Source organism: Gimesia benthica, assembly GCF_009720525.1.
Classification (GTDB): Bacteria; Planctomycetota; Planctomycetia; order Planctomycetales; family Planctomycetaceae; genus Gimesia; species Gimesia benthica.
Genome location: NZ_CP043930.1, coordinates 593,846 through 613,267, shown reverse-complemented (window position 1 = coordinate 613,267; position 19,422 = coordinate 593,846). Strand labels below are relative to the sequence as shown.

Below are 19,422 nucleotides of genomic sequence, written 5' to 3'. Positions count from 1 at the left end.
ATCTCTGTTATTTTTCCTCCGTCGGACGCTGCCATTCGCCACGCATCCACTTGACGAGCAGTTTAATATCATGCTCTGAGATTTTGGACTCTTCAAAGGAAGGCATTATGTTTTTCTCGCCGTAGAAATGCTCGGCTCCCGGTTTACGGATAAAGTCAATCAGCCACTTTTCAGAACCATATCCGTTGAAATCTGGAGCGGCTCCCCCGCCCTCTTCGTTGGGATCGCCAGCCTTCATTGCGTGACACTGTGCACAGTAGCCATAGAACTCGACGACTTTTCCTGACTTATCTTTAAAGTCGACTCCACTGAAGACGGAAATACCTCGCTGAATAACTTCTTGCGAAGGTTTCACATAATCACGCCGTTTCGCTTCCCGCGCAACGAGAGCTGCGACCGCTTCGACATCCTCTTTCGTAAGGATCCCTTCCGGTCCGACATAGCTGTCTGCCCAGTCGCTCATGTCGCCGTTCAGAATCGCATCCCCTCCCTTAACGGTAGCCAGGTGCCCAAAGAATTTGGGGGAGCGTGGATCCAGCAGAAATTCGGTTAACCATTTTGTGGTTGCGAAGCCAGCCAGATCAGAGGCACGAGGCGTAGCGATGACTTTTTTGCCATCCTTCATTTCCATGATATTATGACCGGTTCCATCATGTCCGTTCCAGGTATGGCAGATACCACAATGCCGGGCAAAGATTATCGGTCCCATCGATTTGGGGTCATTTCGCAGGAGAGATGCGGGTCCTTCTGGCGGCACCCCATTTTTGCTGGCCAGCCAGGAAGCACGTGCTGCATATGCCAGTTCCTGTGAACGATTCAGTTCATAATCCGGTGCACTGCGTTCTGCCTGGATTCCGTACCAGCTGATACCGGAAATAATCAGGAGACCACCGACATAAACCACGATCGCCAGACGCTGTCCCCATTGCTCACCAAAGACTTTTTCATAGAAGGGAACCAGTACCAGAATCGCCAGGATCACACCCGGAAGTACTGCGGTGACAAGCACCTCAAGTTCCTTAGGAACCATGTGCCGTAACTCGAACAGAAAACGAACAAACCATTCGGGACGTGCCACATAAGGGATTGCGCTGTCTGCTGGAGCCTCGAGCTTAATTTCACTGGCGGGTAGATCTGCTTGCCAGTCTCCAATGCCAACGTCCAGATGCTTGTTTTTCAATGCGGGATAGGCAACGATCTGCAGAATCACGATTCCGACCAGGATCAGAGTCAGAACCAGGGTACGAGTCGTCTGGTAAGGCCAGTAAGGTTGCGTAATCTCGTCTTTGACTGGATCGTCTTCATCCAGTTCAAAATCCACATTAGGATCATCGTTTGCTTCTTTGACTTTAGCGGTTCGCAAGCGTTCGCGGCGGATCAACGCCATGTGAAATACGAACAGCATGATGGCAATGACAGGCAGTGCCATCACATGAATAGTGTAGAGCCGTGTCAGGGTCAGATTGCCGAATTCACTTCCGCCTACTACCAGAGAACGCAAAGTGGAACCGATGACCGGCATAGTGCCGGCGATCCCGGTTTCAATCTGATATGACCAATACCCTTTCTGGTCCCAGGGAAGCGCGTTCCCGGTAATCGTCAGTCCGATAATCACTCCACCAATCAGCAGGCTGGTCCAGTAGATGAACTCTTTCGGTTTACGGTAGCCAGCTGAGATAATCACCAGGAAAATATGGATGATGATCGCGACAATCATCATATGCGCCGTGTAGTGATGTAATCCGCGGACAAACCAGCCCAGGTCTACCTGGGTTTCCATATAATGCACACTTCCCCAGGCCGAGGCTTCAGAGGGACTGTAAACGGTCATCATGAGTGCGCCGGTGATGATTTCCACCAGCATCATCAAGACCAGAGCTCCTCCCCAGATAAACTGCCAGCGAGAGCGTCGTTTGGTCGGAAAGTTTAATAGGAAGATCGCATGAAAGAAATTCTTGTATCCGGTTCGTTCATCGATCCACTGTTTTGTTTTTTCTGACAGCACGGAAATCTCTCCCCAGGGGACACAGATTAATTCGTCAAGGTGATTAAGTCGCGGTGTGAAAAATTAAGGGCATTGAATCAGCCAATGGAAACTTTTTCCGAAATTCCTGCTTCAAATTTCTGGAATTCGACTTCGACCCACTGCTCTCCTCGCACTTTTACAATCGAGGTCTTTAATTCGTCCATACCGCGGGGAGCAGGTCCACTGACTACGGCACCATCTGTCTGGAAGGTGGCGGCATGGCAGGGACAAAAGAATTCTTCGTCGCCGGGCACATAGTCGACCACGCAACCGAGGTGGGGGCAGGTCGAAGAGAATGCAGTTACTTTTCCATCTTGACTCTTGGTGATCCAGACAGAACCGATTGGGCCGGAAGGGTATTTCGTCCAGGCATCGACTCGTTGATCGACAATAGTGAACCGCTGAGGGACCCCGGGTTCCAGATCATCCAGCCGGGACAGCTGGTAAGTCTGTTCAGTCTTTCGGCCCCGTTTCAGTGTCGAAAACAGGAAGCCCAGTGCGGGAACCGCCAGAATGGTGGCGTAGACAGATCCCAGGATACCGCTGCAGTATTTGAGGAATTTACGACGTCGCATTGGTGTGAACCTTCAAATCTGGATCGTCGATTCAGATCAGCCGTCCGAGGAATCGGAGTGCTCCCGGAATCAGACAACGAGTGACTTACAGGGTCATGGTAAGTTTCTTTACTCTCGGACAGTAGTCTTCAGCAGGATATAGTTGGCAGGATGCAACCCGTATTTTGAGTCGCATGTTTGGTGGGTATTTCCAATCGATCAAGCCCGACATAAGTTCGTGACTTCTGATTGTTATCCTGATTCTTAGGAGTATCCTAACAAATCAGGTCACAGAATACGAACGATAAATTAAGTCTATTTGTTTCAGGTCTTTAAGGCAATCTATTATTGTATTTTGGATTATACTGTCCAGAAAGGCCAGGTTTCAATGCAGGAATTCAGGTTATAAACACAAAAAAACGGCTCCCCTGAATCCAGAGGAGCCGTTTTCGTTTTTCAGATCGGTCAAGCTGACCGGTTGATTGAAGACTAGTCAATCAGACCGAACAGGTTTGACAGGCTGTTACCGCTCAGGCGGCGAGTCTGCTTCTGCTGATCCTGCAGACGGCTTGGGAAGTAAGCCTTAGGATCAGAAGTTGGAGCAGGAGCAGCAGGAGCTGCAGAAGGAGCACATCCGGCAGGAGCACATCCATTGTCGCAGCAAGGCTGTTCGCAGCAACCTTCAACAACTTCGTATCCGCAAAGTTCCAGAGCCTGGATAGCTTCGCGAACAACTTTCTTGTCGCAGTCACCCAGAGCACAGGTCAGAGCAGCTGTCAGCTCAGGAGAGCAGCAGCAGCAGTTTTTGCGGAGCTGGTCACCGATTTCATCAGCAGCTTTAGCACGAACGCGTTCGTCAGCGTCGTTCAGAGCGTAGATGAAGGCACACATGATTTCCGGGTTGCAGTCACAGCGGAACTTGTCGCCCAGTTTGTGGATAGCTTTGCGACGGTGTTTAGCGTAGCAAGCAGTCTGAGACTGGTAGATCAGTTCAGCGATTTCGCAAGGATCAGCGTTGCAGCAAGGCTGTTCGTTGCAGCAGGAATCTGCAGCCGGAGCAGCACAGGTCTTAGGAGCGGGGCAGCAGCTTTTGGGAGCTGGAGCACAGCAAGCCTTAGGAGCCGGTGCGGCACATGCTTTAGGAGCAGGAGCACAGCAGGCTTGTGGAGCCGGTGCGGCACATGCTTTGGGAGCAGGAGCACAGCAGGCTTTTGGAGCCGGAGCGGCACATGCTTGAGGAGCAGGAGCACAGCAAGCCTTAGGGGCTGGTGCGGCACATGCTTTGGGAGCAGGAGCACAGCAAGCTTTTGGAGCTGGTGCACAGCAGTTATCCTGAGTGCAGGAATCGGTGCTGCAGCAGTTCCGTTTGAACCAGCCACGCAGCTTCTTGCGAAGCGGTTTGCAGCAGGTTGGAGCAGATTCACAGCAGCAAGGCGGTTTAATGTTGGAGCACTGACGCTGATAAGTATAAACGTTAGGCTCACAAGGTTTGGTAATAGTGGGTTTACAGCATTCTGGTTGACAGGTCGAGGCACATTCACAGCTCTTTGCAGCCCCGCAATTAAGCGAAAGGTCAAAAAGATCTGCTTGTGCAACGGCATTCATCCCCAATGCCACAACAAATGCACTGAACAGACTAATCCATTTCATAGAACAGCGTCTCCTTCTTGGGTCGTTTTCTGACCATCATAGACAGATTGATGTGCCTCTTGTGTCACATCACAGTGGTTACGGCGCGAATTTTGGTTTGTTCCTATTGGGACTGCTATTGGTCCAAGTTGAAATCGTCAACTCGCGCTGGCTTGATTCTCAGGGCATCGTTCCGAGGTCAGATACCCTTACGATAAACTTCTAGTAATTTCGATTGCGGGCGATGCTCTCCAGCACCGTCCTGATTCACATCCGAATTGTTTGTTTTGATCATTCAGATATGAATTCTCATTGCGACTGGTACAATCTATCGGCGTGCTGTAATTACCGCTTGAATGTCTCAAGTCATTATCAGATAAAAAGGTTACGTCATTTTTACACACGATTATGTGCGTCGTAACGGTTGGATAATCTAGGGTAGATTTATGCTGTGAAATCCGGCTGAACTACCCTTATAAAGTGTCAAACTGGGAGGGCTGTGTGTTAGAAGAGAAGTTGAAGTTGACCGTTTCGGCTATGCCTAATGTGCGGAGAGACCTGTTCCCGGGAGCTGTTTTTATTGAAGGGTTTGCATTAGGTGACTCTCGAGGCTCCTCGAAATATCAGCGTTAAAACTTTGCCAGCCTGCCTGGATTGTGAGAGAATTTATCGATCAGGTCTGATGACTCCGATCGCAACTGATTTTTCCAGTCTGCCTGCTGATTCGTTTGCCTCTACAGTGTGAATTGTGCGTGAAAAAGATATTCTCCCGCATTGATGAGTTATGACCCTGGCTCATGTTCTGATTTTAGAGGTAGTTTTCTGTCAGAGGCTTTCGTTTATAGTGATTGAACCGTTCTTGCTTTTCCGCAAACGGGGGACCATAATGAATGCATCTCGCTATTTCTGGGCCACAGGAGAGAATGAATGCGATACTTTCTCATATTGAGCGCGGCCTGTCTGCTTTCAGGTTTTGCCATTCCTGGCTGGGCGCAAAATCGACACCATGGTGCGCACGGGCATCATCATTCTCATCACGGCCATAGCCATTCTTATCCTCGATATTATGGCCGGAACTGGGCCAGCCCCGGCTGGTCGGTCAGCGGGAATAATGGTAGCGTCTATTTCAATTTCGCTTTTCCCGGGAATACTTACTATGGAAATCCTTGGGGACCTTACTTTTACAACCGCTTCGGTTACTACAGCACTGATGCATTTGTAGCTGGCAATCCTGTGCTGTTTTCCAATGGGTACTCCTTAAACGGTATGTATCCGATCCTGCCCGGTCAGGGATTTTCACCGCCGACGGTCTATCCCTACAGTAATGTTCCGGGGACGCTGCCATTAACCAATCCGGGAACTGTCAGTAATCAGCCACTCAATAACGCTGTTAAGCAGGATCTTCAGCGGTGGAATGATCCGAACTATTTACCAGAGCCCTCACGCAAGATTCAAAAATACATCGTCCCTTCCACACGGCATGCGCGAGAACTGAGCCTCCGAAATCAGGTAAAGGGAGATGAGTACTTCCAGAAGCTGGATTACCGTAGAGCCTACGAACGCTACAAATTTGCAGCCTCATTGGCAAAAGATCTGGCCACTCCGCATTTCAAGAAGGGTTATGCTCTGGTGGCACTGAAACAGTATGATCGAGCAGCCTATGAATTTAAGCAGGGGCTGGCTCTGGATCCCTCCTGGCCTGTGACGGGAGAAAGCTTGAGTGAACTGTTTGGTCCCGACAATGCGATTGCCAGAGATTCCCTGGTCCACCAGGTAGCGGACTGGGTAAAGGAAGATATTCGCGATCCGGAACGCTTATTCGTATTTGGCGTCGTATTGCATTTCAATGGTCGGGCCGAACAGGCACATGATGTTTTTGAGACTGCAGCCCGACTGGCTGGACGGGGGGATCACTTCCTCGCTTTTCTGGATCCCAAGGTTCAGCAGGTGGTCCCGCAGAAGAATCAAGCTTCCGGTGGTCACGTCGTCAATCCGGCAATTACGCGTCCCCCGGCATTTGAATCGAAGAAATCTGAGCCTCAACCCCAAATTCAACCTCTGGGACCAATGCGTTCGGCTCCTATCTCAGGCACGCTACCACCACCTCCGGCTGTGAAGCAGCAACCCACTCGTAAAGAGTCTGAAAACAAAACAACTGCCCCCAAACCGCTTCCTGAGATCAACAATCTTGGGTTACCTCCCCTTCCCCAGGCAGAAGATACACCGGGGGCGCCGTTGATTCCTGCTCCTGAGCCTGCTACAAGTCAACAAACACCGTTGCTGATTCCCCCCAAATGATTTGACTGCTTGAATGCTGGGCTACTGAAACCGATGAATGAATCTGCTACTCCGCGCCTGCTGGTGACATTATGTACTTACAATGAGAAGGAAAATCTGGAACAGCTGATTCCGGAGATTCATCATCATCTCCCCTATGCTGCCATTCTGGTGATCGATGACAACTCGCCGGATGGAACAGGCGATTATGTCAAATCGCTCAAAAAGACGGATTCGCGAATTCATTCGATACACCGCAGCGGCAAACTGGGCCTGGGAACTGCTACGATTGCCGGTTTTCAGTATGCAATTGAAAACCACTATGATCTGGTGTTGAATCTCGATGCCGACTTCAGCCATCCTCCTCGATTTATGCCTGATCTCGTGGCTGCAACCGAACAGGCAGATGTGGCGATCGGCTCTAGGTATGTGCCCGGCGGAAAAATTGAGGGCTGGGGGCCGAAGCGTTATTTCATGAGTGGTGCGATCAACTGGTATGCTCGACTGCTGCTACGCTTGAAATCACGTGACTGCAGCGGCAGTTTTCGCTGTTACCGTGTTCCGAAACTGGCTGAAATCGATTTTAAACTGCTGCGTGCTAAAGGATATGCATTTCAGGAAGAAATTCTTTACCGCTGCCGCAGGGTTGGCTGTACCTTTCAGGAGGTTCCCTTCACCTTCGAAGAGCGTCGGTATGGCAGTTCCAAAATCAACATGAAAGAGGCTTTTTCAGCTCTCTGGGTCATGTTCGTGCTGGGGATCGACAATCTTCTGGGAAAGCGGGTAAAAGTTTTACCCGTTGAATCCGCCAAATAAATGGATTAAAAGATATCAGGTATGGCTGTGTGATTCATCCGGGAAGGTGCCTTCCCGAACTTCACTGGCATAGGCCTGCACTGCTGTAGTGATATCTGTTGCCAGATCCGCGTATTTTTTGAGGAATCGCGGGTGAAATTCGGCATTCATGCCCAGCATATCCGGAGTGACAAGCACCTGTCCGTCGCAACCTGCTCCAGACCCGATACCGATAGTGGGCACTGTGACGGTTTCTGTGATGCGTTTGGCAATGGGAGCCGTAATCATTTCGAGTAGAATCCCAAACGCTCCTGCTCTTTCTGCTGCCAGGGCATCGGCAATCAACTGGTCTTCGTCCCGTTGAATTTTCCCCATACCTCCCAGGGCACGTACTGATTGAGGTTTCAGCCCCAGGTGGGCCATCACAGGGATATCGGCGGCGGCAATCGCTTCAATCGTTTTCGCTTGGTTCACGCCGCCTTCAAGTTTGACGGCGTCTGCACCGGTCTCTTTAAGAATCCGGCCGGCATTCTCCAATGCCTGAGCGGGAGAAACGTGGAACGACATGAAAGGCATATCGACGATCACCATTGCCCTCTGAACGGCCCGGACCACCATTTCACCATGATAGATCATCTGCTCGACGGTCACGGGCAGTGTTGTGCTCTTGCCCTGCACGACCATTCCTAAAGTGTCTCCTACCAGGAGGCAGTCTAATCCTGCTTCATCCAGAATTTTTGCGGACAGATAATCGTAGGCTGTCAGCATCGTAATTTTCTGCTGTTTCTGTTTGGCGGCGATGAAGCGGGGGACGGTAAACTTTTTCGGCCGTGCAGGCGACGCATTCGACACGGAACTCTCCTTAAAACATGTAGCAGCCCTGGCAACCAGGCCAGGAGATAAGTCATTTATTTATATGATTCTAGACCGATCAGGCCAGTTTGTGGTTCACAATATGAAAACCAGCTCCGGAATAGCAAGACTCTGATCGCCAAAACTTAGAAAAGTGCTCCGCTGTAGCGTGTGTTGCATTTTGCACTGTCTTATTTTGCAACTATTGTTGCATTATGCAACGGGTTCAAGAGTGGCTCCCAAACGGCTAAAAATTATTTAAAACTCTAAAAGACTATATAACAGGCTCTTAGAGATAAAAATGAGGAAAAAATATTGAGTGGTACAGCTTGTGCAATATACCTATGGCAGCGATGGTGGCAAGCGTTGGCCCGCACTTGCTCCATTCAGCACAGAAAAGGTGCTCCATTCACTTCGGTGTTTTGGAGCACCTTTTTTTGTTTCCTCTTTTCCGTCTGAGCACTTAATCCTGTCCTCCCGGCTTCTGGAATTCCTGCCCCAACTTCAGTAGGATTGTGACACACGCCAGGTTCGTATGCTGGCTGTATTTACCAACCCCATTCCACTGGCAGATTCATGTACTGAAAGTTTGTTTCAAACTCTTCAGTCAGGAAGAATGCATCTCAGGAGGATATCAATCGTGCCAGAAAAAGTTGTCGTGATCGGATCAGGGCCCGCTGCCTGGGCAGCCTGCATTTATACATCTCGTGCCAATCTCGAGCCATTGTGCTTTGAAGGAGCAGTGACTGAAGAAAACCGTTTGCAGGGAACACTTCCCCTCGGTCAGTTGGCATTAACAACCGAAGTCGAGAATTATCCCGGGTTTCCTGCGGGTAATCTGGAGTCGTACCTGAATGATTCCATTGAGGAATCCAAACGCAAATATATGGCTCCTCACACTGGTCATGGAGTGAGTGGTCCGGAACTGATGGAACTGATGCGGCAACAAGCCAAAAACTTTGGCACCAAGGTCGTCACTGATGATGTGGTCGACATCGATTTCTCATCACATCCCTATAAGGTGACCCCGTCAAATGGAGAACCCGTAGAAGCCCTGGCGGTAATTATCGCAACAGGTGCCCGGGCTAATTATCTGGGGCTGGACTCAGAGAATCGTTTTAAGAACATGGGCGTTTCCGCCTGTGCGGTCTGCGATGGAGCGATGCCCCGCTTCCGCAATCATCCCCTGGTGGTGGTTGGCGGTGGTGACAGCGCGATGGAAGAAGCCTCCTACCTGACCAAGTTTGCCTCCAAAGTTTACATCGTGCATCGTCGTGATGAATTCCGGGCCAGTAAGATCATGGCAGACCGGGCACTCGCGAATGAAAAGATCGAAGTCAAATGGAACTCGGTCATCGATGAAGTTCTGGGGAACGACGAACAGGGCGTGACCGGTGTGCGGATTCGCAGCACCGTCGATGAAAGCCAGACCGAAGAACTGGAAGCCACCGGCTACTTCGCTGCCATCGGGCACACGCCGAATGTCAATTTTCTGAAAGGTCAGATCGACCTGAACGACAAAGGTTTTATCCAGTGGCAGGTTCCCTTCCGCACGAATACAAATGTGGATGGAGTGTTCGCTGCCGGTGATGTGGCCGATGACAACTACAAGCAGGCAATCACCGCGGCTGGTAGTGGGTGTATGGCAGCCCTGGATGCGGAACGCTGGCTGGTTGCCAACGGTTACGAATAAGAAGTAGATCTGAAAAATCGCTGAAAACTAATCTGTCTGAAGGGCTATATCGTTATGTTGACAAAAGAAGGATGTCAGGCGCGACAGAAACGATTGTGGGATGCAGTTCCCGATCATCTGGAATGGATTCTGATTGCAGACCCGCGTCACGTCTTGTACCTCTCGAATTTTCTGGTGCAACCCTGCAGTTTCTCTCGGGGCGAACGGGCTCTGTTACTGCTGGATCGGGAAAAAGGCGTAACCCTGATCGGAGATAATTTTACACTCCGATCTGCTGCTGCCGAGTTTTATGTAGATCGCGAGGCCGTTGAAACCTGGTACGACCACAAACATTCGGTCGAAAATCGAGATCACGCCCTGTTTAAAGCACTTGCGTCAGTTGTCCCGCAATTAAATGGACGTCCCGGTGCCATCGAAGCTGAATGGTTGCCGGTAGGGGCGCTGCAGGAACTGGAAATCACTCAGACCGATGCGACACTTGAGTTGGGTAGCGTGCTGCGTCACTTGCGTCGTCAGAAGCACGATGACGAAATCGCATTGCTGAAACAGTGCATGCAAGCCTGTGACGCAGGTCACGCCTGTGCCCGAGAAATTGTCGAGGCTGGTAAGAGTGAGTTTGATGTCTTTCGTAAAGTGCAAGCGGCGGTGCTGCAGGCCGCAGGTCTGCCAGTGATTATTTATGGTGACTTCCGGGCTTCAACGCCTCAGGTCCCCAAGGCAGGCGGACTACCTTCCGGTCATGTTCTGGACAACGGTGATCTGTTCGTTCTCGATTATTCGGTCGTGATTCACGGATACCGTAGCGATTTTACCAATACGATTGCGGTTGGCGAACCGAGTGCGGAGCAGGAAAAACTGTTTGGTCTCTGCCAGGCTGCTATGCAGGGTGGGGAGTCGACTCTCAAAGCGGGAACCAAATGTGCTGATGTGCATGCCGCAACAGCAGCCCCAATCTGGGATGCTGGATATAAGGAAAACTTCCAGCATCACGCCGGTCATGGCCTCGGGCTGGGACATCCGGAAGCACCGATTCTCGTGCCGGAGAGCATCGATACTCTTTTGGCAGGTGACGTGGTGACTCTGGAGCCTGGTGTCTATGTGGAAGGTATCGGTGGCATGCGGATTGAGCATAATTACTTGATCACGGAAAATGGATTTGAACGGCTCAGCAATCATGTAATTGCACTCAGGTAGTCGGACTCTCGTAGTTCTTCCCGTCAGGTAGACGAATTTATGGCGTCCTCAGAACTCCCGGAATGGATGGAAACTGATCTCCGGCAGATCCGTGAGGCGGGGCTGTTTCGTTCGCGCAGAATATTTCAGCCTCTTGCAGGTGGACGTTGTCTCCTTGATGGCCAGACTCTGGTCAATCTGTCGAGTAACGACTATCTCGATCTGGCACAGGATCCACGACTGGTCTCTGCAGCTTCTGTCGCACTGTCTGAGTTGGGAGTAGGGGCTCGCGCCAGTGCCCTGGTGAGTGGTCGAACCATCTGGCATGCTCGTCTGGAAGAGCAACTGGCAAAATTTGAAGGGGCTGAGGCGGCTCTATTATTTCCGAGTGGCTATGCTGCCAACCTGGGGGTGATTTCGGCGGTCGCTCAGGAAGCAGATACCATTTTCTGTGACCGGTTAAATCATGCCAGCCTGATTGACGGTTGCCGACTTTCGGGAGCCCGGTTTCGTGTCTTTCGACATGATCAACTGGAGAAACTGAAACGCGAGCTCGCGAAACACACCGATGCAGGCAGGAAGTTTATTGTTACCGATTCCGTATTCAGTATGGACGGCCTTTCCGCCCCTTTGCGTGATCTCTGTGATCTGGCAGAGGAATTTGGGGCCAGCCTGATCGTTGATGAGGCACACGGCACCGGCGTGTACGGAGGTAATGGGCGCGGTCTGGCTGAAGAACTGGGGGTTGAAGACCGAGTGACCATTCGGATTGGTACACTCAGTAAAGCTGTGGGCTGCCTGGGAGGCTTCGTTTCTGGTTCTGAAGCTTTGATAAACTGGCTTTGGAACCGCGTGCGAACCCAGATTTACTCCACTGCCCTGCCCCCGTCTATCTGTGCTGCTGCCTGTGCTGCACTGGAAATCATCCAGACAGAATCGGTGCGACGCGCCCGACTGCATGAGCTGTCCCGCTATCTGAGGTTAGGCCTGAAGGAACGCTCTCGACTGACGGTACCCGCCTCCACTGGGCCAATTATCCCTGTGATCCTGTCCGATCCTGCCTTAACGATGCAGGTGGCAAGGGATCTGCAGTCAGATGGTTTTCTGGTGGGAGCGATCAGGCCCCCGACTGTTCCTCAGGGGACTTCCCGATTACGAATTTCGCTGACCTGTGCCCATCAGAGGGAAGATCTGGAGCGGTTTTTAAAAGCACTGGATGGTTCACTCGCCAGAAACGGGGAATCCCGATAAGGTATGCAAAACCAGTAATAGAGAGCCATCGCTAGAAATGCTGTCAGAGACTACGATTGAAGAAACCCACATGAATTTTCGTGAACAGATCCAAGAAGAATATCCGTTTGCTTCGCACTGGCTGAAGATTGACGGTCATCAATATCACTATCTGGATGAAGGCCAGGGAGAGCCTCTGCTGATGGTGCACGGAAATCCTACCTGGAGCTTCGCCTGGCGGCGGCTGGTGAAGCAGCTCTCCCGCTCTTATCGTGTGATTGCCGTCGATCACATGGGATGTGGACTCTCAGATAAGCCCCAGGATTATTCCTATACTCTTGCGACTCACATCGCGAATCTGCAAACCCTTATCACGGCACTGGATCTCAAGAACATCACATTGTTTGCCCATGACTGGGGCGGCGCCATCGGAATGGGGGCTGCGGTCGATCTTCCTGAGCGGTTCGGAAAGTTCGTCCTGATGAACACAGCCGCCTTTCGCTCACAGGAAATTCCCCTGCGAATTGCAGTCTGCAGAATCCCTGTTTTGGGTGCCTGGTGCGTCCGGGGTCTCAATCTCTTTTCCGGGGCTGCGATTCGGATGGCCGTGGAGAAACATGAGCGGCTGACCGGGAATATCAAAGCCGGTTTTTTGGGGCCGTACGACAATTGGCAGAATCGAGTTGCTGTGCACCGTTTCGTGCAGGATATTCCTTTGAAGCCTTCACACCCCAGTTATGAGACATTGAAGCATGTAGAGGATGGGCTAGCGCAGTTCAAAGATAAGCCGATGCTGTTGATCTGGGGAGAAAAGGACTGGTGCTTTACCACGAATTTTCTCGATGAATTCGAGCGTCGGTTCCCGCAGGCAGAGACGCTGCGAATTCCAGACGCGGGGCATTACGTCTTTGAAGACGCACATGAAATCATGCTGCCCCGCATTGAGCAGTTTCTCCAGCAACTGGTTTGACGCGGCTTAAAAATCACCGAACTCAGGATTGATCAGGTGCTCTGTGTTCCCCAGGTGAGAAATCTGTTCCAGTTCCTTGCGTGGTTTTTTGGGGCGGTAGGCTTCAAATTTATCCACCCGGAATTCCTGAATCATGTGGTTAATCCGGTTCTCAATATTGGTTAACTGATCACCTTCATCGGGGGCGACGAAGGTGAATGCGGCCCCCTTCAGATCTGATGAGAGTCTTCCAACTCGTCCAATACGGTGCACATAGTCATCACTGAATTCAGGAATATCAAAATTGATGATGTGTGAAATCCCACTGACATCAATCCCTCGTCCCATCACATCAGTGGCGATCAGCAGACGGATTTTTCCTTCACGGAATTTTTTCAGTACCCGGTCCCGTTTGGGTTGAGGCAGGTCCCCGTGAATGGCGGCAACGTCCTTCAGTTTTTTCGAGAAGATCCGATCCAGCTTGTCGGCTCCCCGTTTTGTTCTGGTGAAGACGATGGTCTGTTTCGGGCGTTCCTGGAACAAGAGTCGTGAGAGTAGTTTGATTTTTCGATCTGGATCGACAGTGATGTAATACTGATCGATGGCATCGACGCTGACTTTGTTTTCGGACAGATCGATCATCACGGGCTCATTCATATAGCGTTGTGCCAACCGCTCGACAGGCGGTGGCAGTGTTGCTGAGAGCAACAAAGTCTGACGTTCTTTGGGACACTTGCGGAGAATCTTCTCAATGTCTGGTCGGAAGCCGATGTCCAGCATCCGGTCTGCTTCATCCAGAACTGCAAAGCGAAGGGTGTTTAGCTTCAGATTACCACGGTTGATATGGTCGATGACTCGTCCAGGGGTACCAACGGCGATCTGGGCACCTTTCTTTAACTGGTTTTCCTGGGGGCGAACAGGCTTGCCTCCCACAAGGACGGCCAGACTGAGTGACTTCGAAGGACAGAGTTTACGGATTTCCACAGCGACCTGTTCGCTCAACTCGCGGGTCGGAGCAAGGATCAGGGCTTGGATTCCTGGGCGTCTGAGGTCAATCTGCTGCAGAACAGGCAACGAGAACGCCGCAGTTTTACCGGTTCCCGTACGTGCCTGGCCGATACAGTCTTTGCCGGTGACAGCGATCGGAATCAACTCAGCCTGAATGGGGCTTGGTTTTTCATAACCTGCTTTGCTCAGGTTTTTTAATATTTTGTCATTGAGTCCTAACTGATCAAAACTGGCGGTTGTGGTCTTTTTTTTCTTTTTCTTCTTCTGATTCATTTCCTGTAAATTCCTGCTGAGGCAGGAGAAATCTCGCTCTGCGCTGAGGCATCCTGTGCCGGAGCATTATTCTGGTGGCTGTTCATTTTCTGTATCAGTACCAGCCTGCTTCGCGTTATCCAGGTTCGCTTGTTCCCGAACCGAAACTCCGATCAGACGCTTGATGTCATTACTGTCAATGGCCTCTTGTTCTACGAGTGCTTTTGCCAGCAGGTCAAGTTTCTCCCTGTTTTCTGTTAAAATTTTCACTGCCCGTTCTTCAGCAGCGTTTAAGAACCGCTGCATTTCCTGGTCAATGACGTGTGCGGTTTCTTCACTGCACTCGCCTTGAGATTTCATCTCTTTACCCAGGAACGGGTTTTCGTCTGAGTGGCGAAACGCCACAGGTCCAATTACACCACTCATGCCCCACTGTCCGACCATTTTACGTGTGATCTGTGTGGCACGCTTGATGTCGTCAGCTGCTCCGGCTGTATGCTCACCAAACACCAGCCCTTCTGCAGCACGACCACCCAACATGAAGGCTAACTGCGAGTGGAGTTGTTTCTCACCCATGTTATAACGCTCTTCATCAGGCAGCAGTTGTGTCACGCCCAACGCTCTGCCGCGAGGAATGACGGTCACTTTATGCACTGGATCGATCTCCGGAAGCAACCAGGCTAATAACGCGTGGCCTGCTTCGTGGTAAGCGGTCATTTCCCGCTCTTTTTCACTGAGAATCTCTTCGCGAGGTGGTCCCATTAAAACACGATCCCGTGCATTGTCAAAATCTTCTTTGTCAACCTGATCTTTATTGAGCCGTGTCGCGGACAGGGCAGCTTCATTTACCAGGTTCTTCAAATCAGCTCCCGAAAAGCCAATTGTTCCTGCAGCGATCTTTTCCAGATCGACATCATCCGAGAGGGGGATTTTCCGCGAATGTACTTTCAGAATCGCGGCCCGGCCCTCTTTCGTAGGACGGTCAACTGTGATATGCCGGTCGAATCGCCCGGGACGCAGCAATGCCGGGTCCAGAACATCGGGACGGTTGGTTGCCGCGATTACAATGACGGCTTCATTCTGTTGAAAACCATCCATTTCACTGAGCATCTGGTTGAGGGTCTGTTCGCGTTCATCATGTCCCCCGCCCAGTCCGGCACCACGAATTCGACCAACGGCATCGATTTCATCGACGAAGATGATACAGGGGGCATTTTCCTTGGCGTTGCGGAACAGGTCACGCACCCGGCTGGCACCGACGCCAACAAACATCTGGATAAATTCCGAACCGTTAATCGAATAAAAGGGAACACCGGCTTCCCCTGCGGTGGCGCGAGCCAGCAGAGTTTTTCCGGTCCCTGGCGAGCCCATCAAAAGCACCCCTTTGGGGATCTGAGCACCGAGACGCTGAAATTTGGCCGGAGTTTTCAGGAATTCAACCACTTCCTGCAGTTCCGCCTTCGCCTGTTCCATCGCTGCGACGTCGTCGAAGGTGGTCTGTTCTTCGGAAGGTCGGAATCGTTTGGCCGGGCTCTTGGTGAAATTACCAAGCATTCCCGATCCCATGGGATCGGCCGACCGTCGGAGCATAAACCAGAAGAAGCCGATGATCAGCAAGGGACCAATCAGCCAGGGTAAAATATACGTACCGATGCCGACACTGGTGCTCTCGGCTTTGAAGGTTACATTCTGTTTGATCAGCTCGGGAACCAGGTCACGATCTTCAACCGGGTGAGAGGGGAGCACGGTATTAAACTCTTCCGCAAGCTTTTCTCCCTTCTTTTCTTTATCACCCGGATTTTTCGGACGGACTTTCCATTTACCGGTCAGTATATCTCCGTGGAACTCGACGGAATCCACGTTGCCTCTTTTGAGTTCATCGATGAAAAAGCTGTAATCGACCTTCGAACCGGTATTCTCCGGAGAAGATTTCATCATCATCAGACTGCCAATGACCAGAATCAGCAGGATAATCAGCCAGGGGCCGGTTGATGGGGCACCTTGAGTTTCTTTGCTGGATGGCTTTTGGGGATCTTTGCCGGGAGGAGGAGTTCGTTGGGGATTCTCCTGCGGAGAGGCCATATGCTGTTCCGTTCGTTGCTTAAGATCTTCTTACTGGTTGCTGATGGCTGGGATCATCCTGGTGTGTCATTGTCTTCTGGTTAGACATCCGTGTTCGACCAGGTAATTCTTCCTGCGAAGAGCGGGGAGACATGTGTATCATTGCCAGATTAAATATTATTTGCTGATTCTATGGGAAAATCCGCCCCGCAGGCAATGGTGGCAGACCTGATTTTAGAAAGGAACGGGCAAGCCGTTGTGAAAATAAGTGCAGCCGCTGAGCCAGCTTATTGCAGATTGGGGCTGGTCACTAATCCTTCAGACCGTAGCGGACGATACACCAGAGTGCTTTGACGCCGTCTTTCCAGCCGATTTTTTTCCCCTGATCATAAGTGCGTCCATCATAGCTGATCGACATCTCGAAAATACGACAGCGACGTCGGGCCACTTTGGCTGTCAGTTCCGGCTCGATACCAAATCGGTTCTGACAGAGTCCAGGAGCGATTTCCTTGATCACATCCTTTTTGAACAGCTTATAGCAGGTCTCCATATCGGTCAGGTTGAGGTTGGTGAAACAGTTTGAGAGGGTTGTCAAAAACCTGTTTCCCAGGTAGTGCCAATAGTAGAGAACGCGATGCGGCTGATCTCCCAGAAACCGGCTGCCATACACGACATCGGCACGACCTTCGATGATAGGCTGTAGCAAACGGGGGTACTCAGAGGGATCGTATTCCAGGTCAGCATCCTGGATCAGCATTACATCTCCCTGCGCTTCCAGGAAACCAGTGCGGACGGCTGCCCCTTTCCCCTGATTGACCTCGTGGAAAATGACGCGGATTTCGTTATACGCATCCTGCTCCGACTGCGATTGCTCTTCGAGACGTTTGAGAATATCTCGAGTACCATCCGTACTGCCATCATCGACGAGTACCAGTTCCTTGCGAATGGGTACTGCTTTAACCTGGCTGATCAGGTTCTCTACCGTCTTTTGTTCATTGAAAATCGGGATCACGACCGACAGTAGAAAATCTTGTGGGATCGGATAGAAGCCTAGCTGACGGCAGCCCGCCTCACCCAGGGACGATTTCAGTGAGTCGTACCATTCGGTCGTGTAAGGATAGCCGTGCTCATCAGACTGTGGAAAACGTGCGATAGACGATGGTTCCATGATCAACTTTTAGTCGTAAAAGGGTTGTCGGTTTGAGATTAATCGGTTCTATTCTGTATTATAAGTCGTAAATAGCATCTGCAAGAGTAGTTTCTGTTTCGTTTTCGCATTCACTGGTGGATATGTGAAATGGAGCGGTTTACATTATCCATACCGTCAGGCTGATATTCATTATTTCGATGGTAATGACGAAAATATCGATTTTCTGATCCCAAAGCATTGAGGCGCCCCGATGAAACCAACTCAGATTTTGTTCACTGACGTGAGTTCTCAAACCTGGATCGAGAAGGTTCTTCTGAATTCAGAGAGTCACCCTGAGTTTTCAAAGCAATCAGAATGGTCTGTCGACAAACGACCATTGCACGGAGGTCCATCTGAGGGAGTGGACCTGATTGAAGTCAATAACGGGCGTTTAAAGCTCAATATCATCCCTACCAGGGGAATGGGAGTCTGGAACGGGATGTTCGATGAGCTACCTCTCGGGTGGAATTCCCCTGTCAAAGCTCCCGTTAATCCTGCATTGGTTAACCTCTCTGAACGAGGAGGCCTGGGCTGGCTGAGTGGATTCAATGAATTGATCTGTCGATGTGGCCTGATTTCCATGGGGCCTCCTGGAACAGATGCTGGCGGCAACCCGCTTGAGTCGGAACTGACTCTGCATGGTCGCATCGCGAATACTCCTGCTCATTATGTTTCAGTCGAACTGGATCCCACAGACAGGGGTTGGATACGAATCACAGGGCGCATGACAGAAGGCATGCTGTTTGGCAGCCAGTTACAGCTGGAATCGACCCTGGAAACTCAATTGGGCTCTGAATCATTTACAATAAGAGACCGGGTTATCAATGTCGGTGCCAGTGAAGCAGAATCCGAACTGCTTTATCACATCAATGTGGGGGCACCCTTTCTGGAAGCGGGAGCTCAGTTCGCGATTCCCTTTGAAGAAATGGCTCCACGCGATCCTCGGGCTGCAGAAGGTGTTACGGAATATCAAACCTATCTGGGGCCGACTCTTGGTTATGCCGAGCAAGCCTACTATTTTCAACCCGTCGCCGACGAACAGGGGCTTACCCCTGCCCTACTTTCTGGAAGGGAGGGCGAAATAGGGTTTCTGGTGGAATTTGTGCAGTCGAAGCTACCCTGTTTTACACTCTGGAAAAATACTCAACCCGAAGCCGCTGGCTACGTGACTGGCCTGGAACCTGGCATCAATTACCCTAATTTCCGTGCAACCGAACGGGAACAGGGGCGGCTCAAGGCATTACAGCCCGGTGAAAGTTATGAGACAGTATTCAAAATCTCTATTTTGAATAATTCAGATTCGGTTGATGCCATCCGCCAGAAAATCACGAAACTAAGTCAACAGAGTCCGTCTGTGGTACACGAGTCGCCACATCCCCGGTTTTCCTGACATTAAATCAGGGTGAAATTGAATTCCGGCTCAATTTTGGTGAAAAATCGAAGAAATCAGCGATTTCATCACTTTCTGCCTCCTATATGGCTGGAATTAAATGAAAACCTTCTGATATATTTGCCAGACTGATCTGCTTTGTGCCTTGATTAATGCGTTGGGCATTGACCATGAAGTCAGACTGATGGTTTTGGAGAAGTTGGTATTCACTGGAACGTTGCGGGAGATTCTCTGATCTCTTCGCTTTTTTTTTAGATTGTCGGTTCCGGTTTGAAGGCAAGTTGACAGCCCTGTAGAGGCCCGCATCTGTCAAATATGATGCGATGATGTCAATAAAGAGACGC

General features: G+C 50.8%; 15 protein-coding genes. 8 read left to right on the top strand and 7 right to left on the bottom strand.

Annotated elements, in window-relative coordinates:
• Positions 1-7: 7 nt before the first annotated feature.
• The 3 genes from F1728_RS02510 to F1728_RS02500 all read right to left on the bottom strand — a co-directional run bounded on the left by F1728_RS02510 (position 8) and on the right by F1728_RS02500 (position 3,510).
• Positions 8-2,005: a cytochrome b N-terminal domain-containing protein gene (locus tag F1728_RS02510; protein WP_145440428.1), complete on the bottom strand. Its 1,998-nt coding sequence runs from the start codon at positions 2,003-2,005 to the stop codon at positions 8-10.
• A 77-nt stretch (positions 2,006-2,082) separates the two neighbouring features.
• Positions 2,083-2,601, bottom strand: coding sequence for a QcrA and Rieske domain-containing protein (locus F1728_RS02505; RefSeq protein WP_145183825.1), 519 nt, complete (start codon positions 2,599-2,601; stop codon positions 2,083-2,085).
• A 468-nt stretch (positions 2,602-3,069) separates the two neighbouring features.
• Positions 3,070-3,510 (bottom strand): HEAT repeat domain-containing protein, encoded by a 441-nt coding sequence (locus tag F1728_RS02500; protein ID WP_232102274.1) that lies wholly within the window; start codon positions 3,508-3,510, stop codon positions 3,070-3,072.
• Positions 3,511-3,595: 85 nt separating this feature from the next.
• Between F1728_RS02500 and F1728_RS31175 the strand changes: the two genes are divergently transcribed.
• The 3 genes from F1728_RS31175 to F1728_RS02490 all read left to right on the top strand — a co-directional run bounded on the left by F1728_RS31175 (position 3,596) and on the right by F1728_RS02490 (position 7,302).
• On the top strand, positions 3,596-3,817 hold the full coding sequence (locus tag F1728_RS31175) for a hypothetical protein (protein ID WP_187782284.1): 222 nt from the start codon (positions 3,596-3,598) through the stop codon (positions 3,815-3,817).
• A 1,319-nt stretch (positions 3,818-5,136) separates the two neighbouring features.
• Entirely contained in the window at positions 5,137-6,507 is a 1,371-nt protein-coding gene (locus F1728_RS02495) for a hypothetical protein (RefSeq protein ID WP_155362758.1), read from the top strand.
• A 33-nt stretch (positions 6,508-6,540) separates the two neighbouring features.
• Positions 6,541-7,302: a polyprenol monophosphomannose synthase gene (locus tag F1728_RS02490; RefSeq protein ID WP_155362757.1), complete on the top strand. Its 762-nt coding sequence runs from the start codon at positions 6,541-6,543 to the stop codon at positions 7,300-7,302.
• Positions 7,303-7,317: 15 nt separating this feature from the next.
• Here F1728_RS02490 and panB read toward each other — a convergent pair whose 3' ends face one another.
• Entirely contained in the window at positions 7,318-8,133 is an 816-nt protein-coding gene (gene panB / locus F1728_RS02485) for a 3-methyl-2-oxobutanoate hydroxymethyltransferase (RefSeq protein ID WP_155362756.1), read from the bottom strand.
• Between the two features lie 640 nt (positions 8,134-8,773).
• Here panB and F1728_RS02480 point away from each other — a divergent pair.
• The 4 genes from F1728_RS02480 (at position 8,774) to F1728_RS02465 (ending at position 13,199) form a co-directional block, all read left to right on the top strand.
• Positions 8,774-9,826 (top strand): FAD-dependent oxidoreductase, encoded by a 1,053-nt coding sequence (locus tag F1728_RS02480; protein ID WP_194242652.1) that lies wholly within the window; start codon positions 8,774-8,776, stop codon positions 9,824-9,826.
• 54 nt (positions 9,827-9,880) lie between these two features.
• Positions 9,881-11,020 carry a M24 family metallopeptidase gene (locus tag F1728_RS02475; RefSeq protein WP_155362754.1) on the top strand — a complete coding sequence of 380 codons (1,140 nt, stop codon included), beginning with the start codon at positions 9,881-9,883 and terminating at the stop codon, positions 11,018-11,020.
• Between the two features lie 39 nt (positions 11,021-11,059).
• On the top strand, positions 11,060-12,250 hold the full coding sequence (gene bioF / locus F1728_RS02470; RefSeq protein ID WP_155362753.1) for an 8-amino-7-oxononanoate synthase: 1,191 nt from the start codon (positions 11,060-11,062) through the stop codon (positions 12,248-12,250).
• A 70-nt stretch (positions 12,251-12,320) separates the two neighbouring features.
• A complete protein-coding gene (locus F1728_RS02465; protein ID WP_155362752.1) occupies positions 12,321-13,199 on the top strand; it encodes an alpha/beta fold hydrolase in 879 nt (292 codons plus the stop codon).
• A gap of 6 nt (positions 13,200-13,205) precedes the next feature.
• Here F1728_RS02465 and F1728_RS02460 read toward each other — a convergent pair whose 3' ends face one another.
• The 3 genes from F1728_RS02460 to F1728_RS02450 all read right to left on the bottom strand — a co-directional run bounded on the left by F1728_RS02460 (position 13,206) and on the right by F1728_RS02450 (position 17,667).
• Positions 13,206-14,459 carry a DEAD/DEAH box helicase gene (locus F1728_RS02460; RefSeq protein WP_145183849.1) on the bottom strand — a complete coding sequence of 418 codons (1,254 nt, stop codon included), beginning with the start codon at positions 14,457-14,459 and terminating at the stop codon, positions 13,206-13,208.
• A gap of 66 nt (positions 14,460-14,525) precedes the next feature.
• Positions 14,526-16,520, bottom strand: a complete 1,995-nt coding sequence (gene ftsH / locus F1728_RS02455; RefSeq protein WP_155362751.1) for an ATP-dependent zinc metalloprotease FtsH — start codon at positions 16,518-16,520, stop codon at positions 14,526-14,528.
• A gap of 289 nt (positions 16,521-16,809) precedes the next feature.
• Positions 16,810-17,667: a glycosyltransferase family 2 protein gene (locus F1728_RS02450; RefSeq protein ID WP_194242651.1), complete on the bottom strand. Its 858-nt coding sequence runs from the start codon at positions 17,665-17,667 to the stop codon at positions 16,810-16,812.
• Positions 17,668-18,049: 382 nt separating this feature from the next.
• Here F1728_RS02450 and F1728_RS02445 point away from each other — a divergent pair, with 382 nt between their 5' ends.
• The gene (locus F1728_RS02445) at positions 18,050-19,078 is read left to right on the top strand and encodes an aldose 1-epimerase family protein (protein WP_194242650.1); all 1,029 of its coding nucleotides are present in this window, start codon (positions 18,050-18,052) and stop codon (positions 19,076-19,078) included.
• The last annotated feature ends 344 nt before the right edge of the window (positions 19,079-19,422 follow it).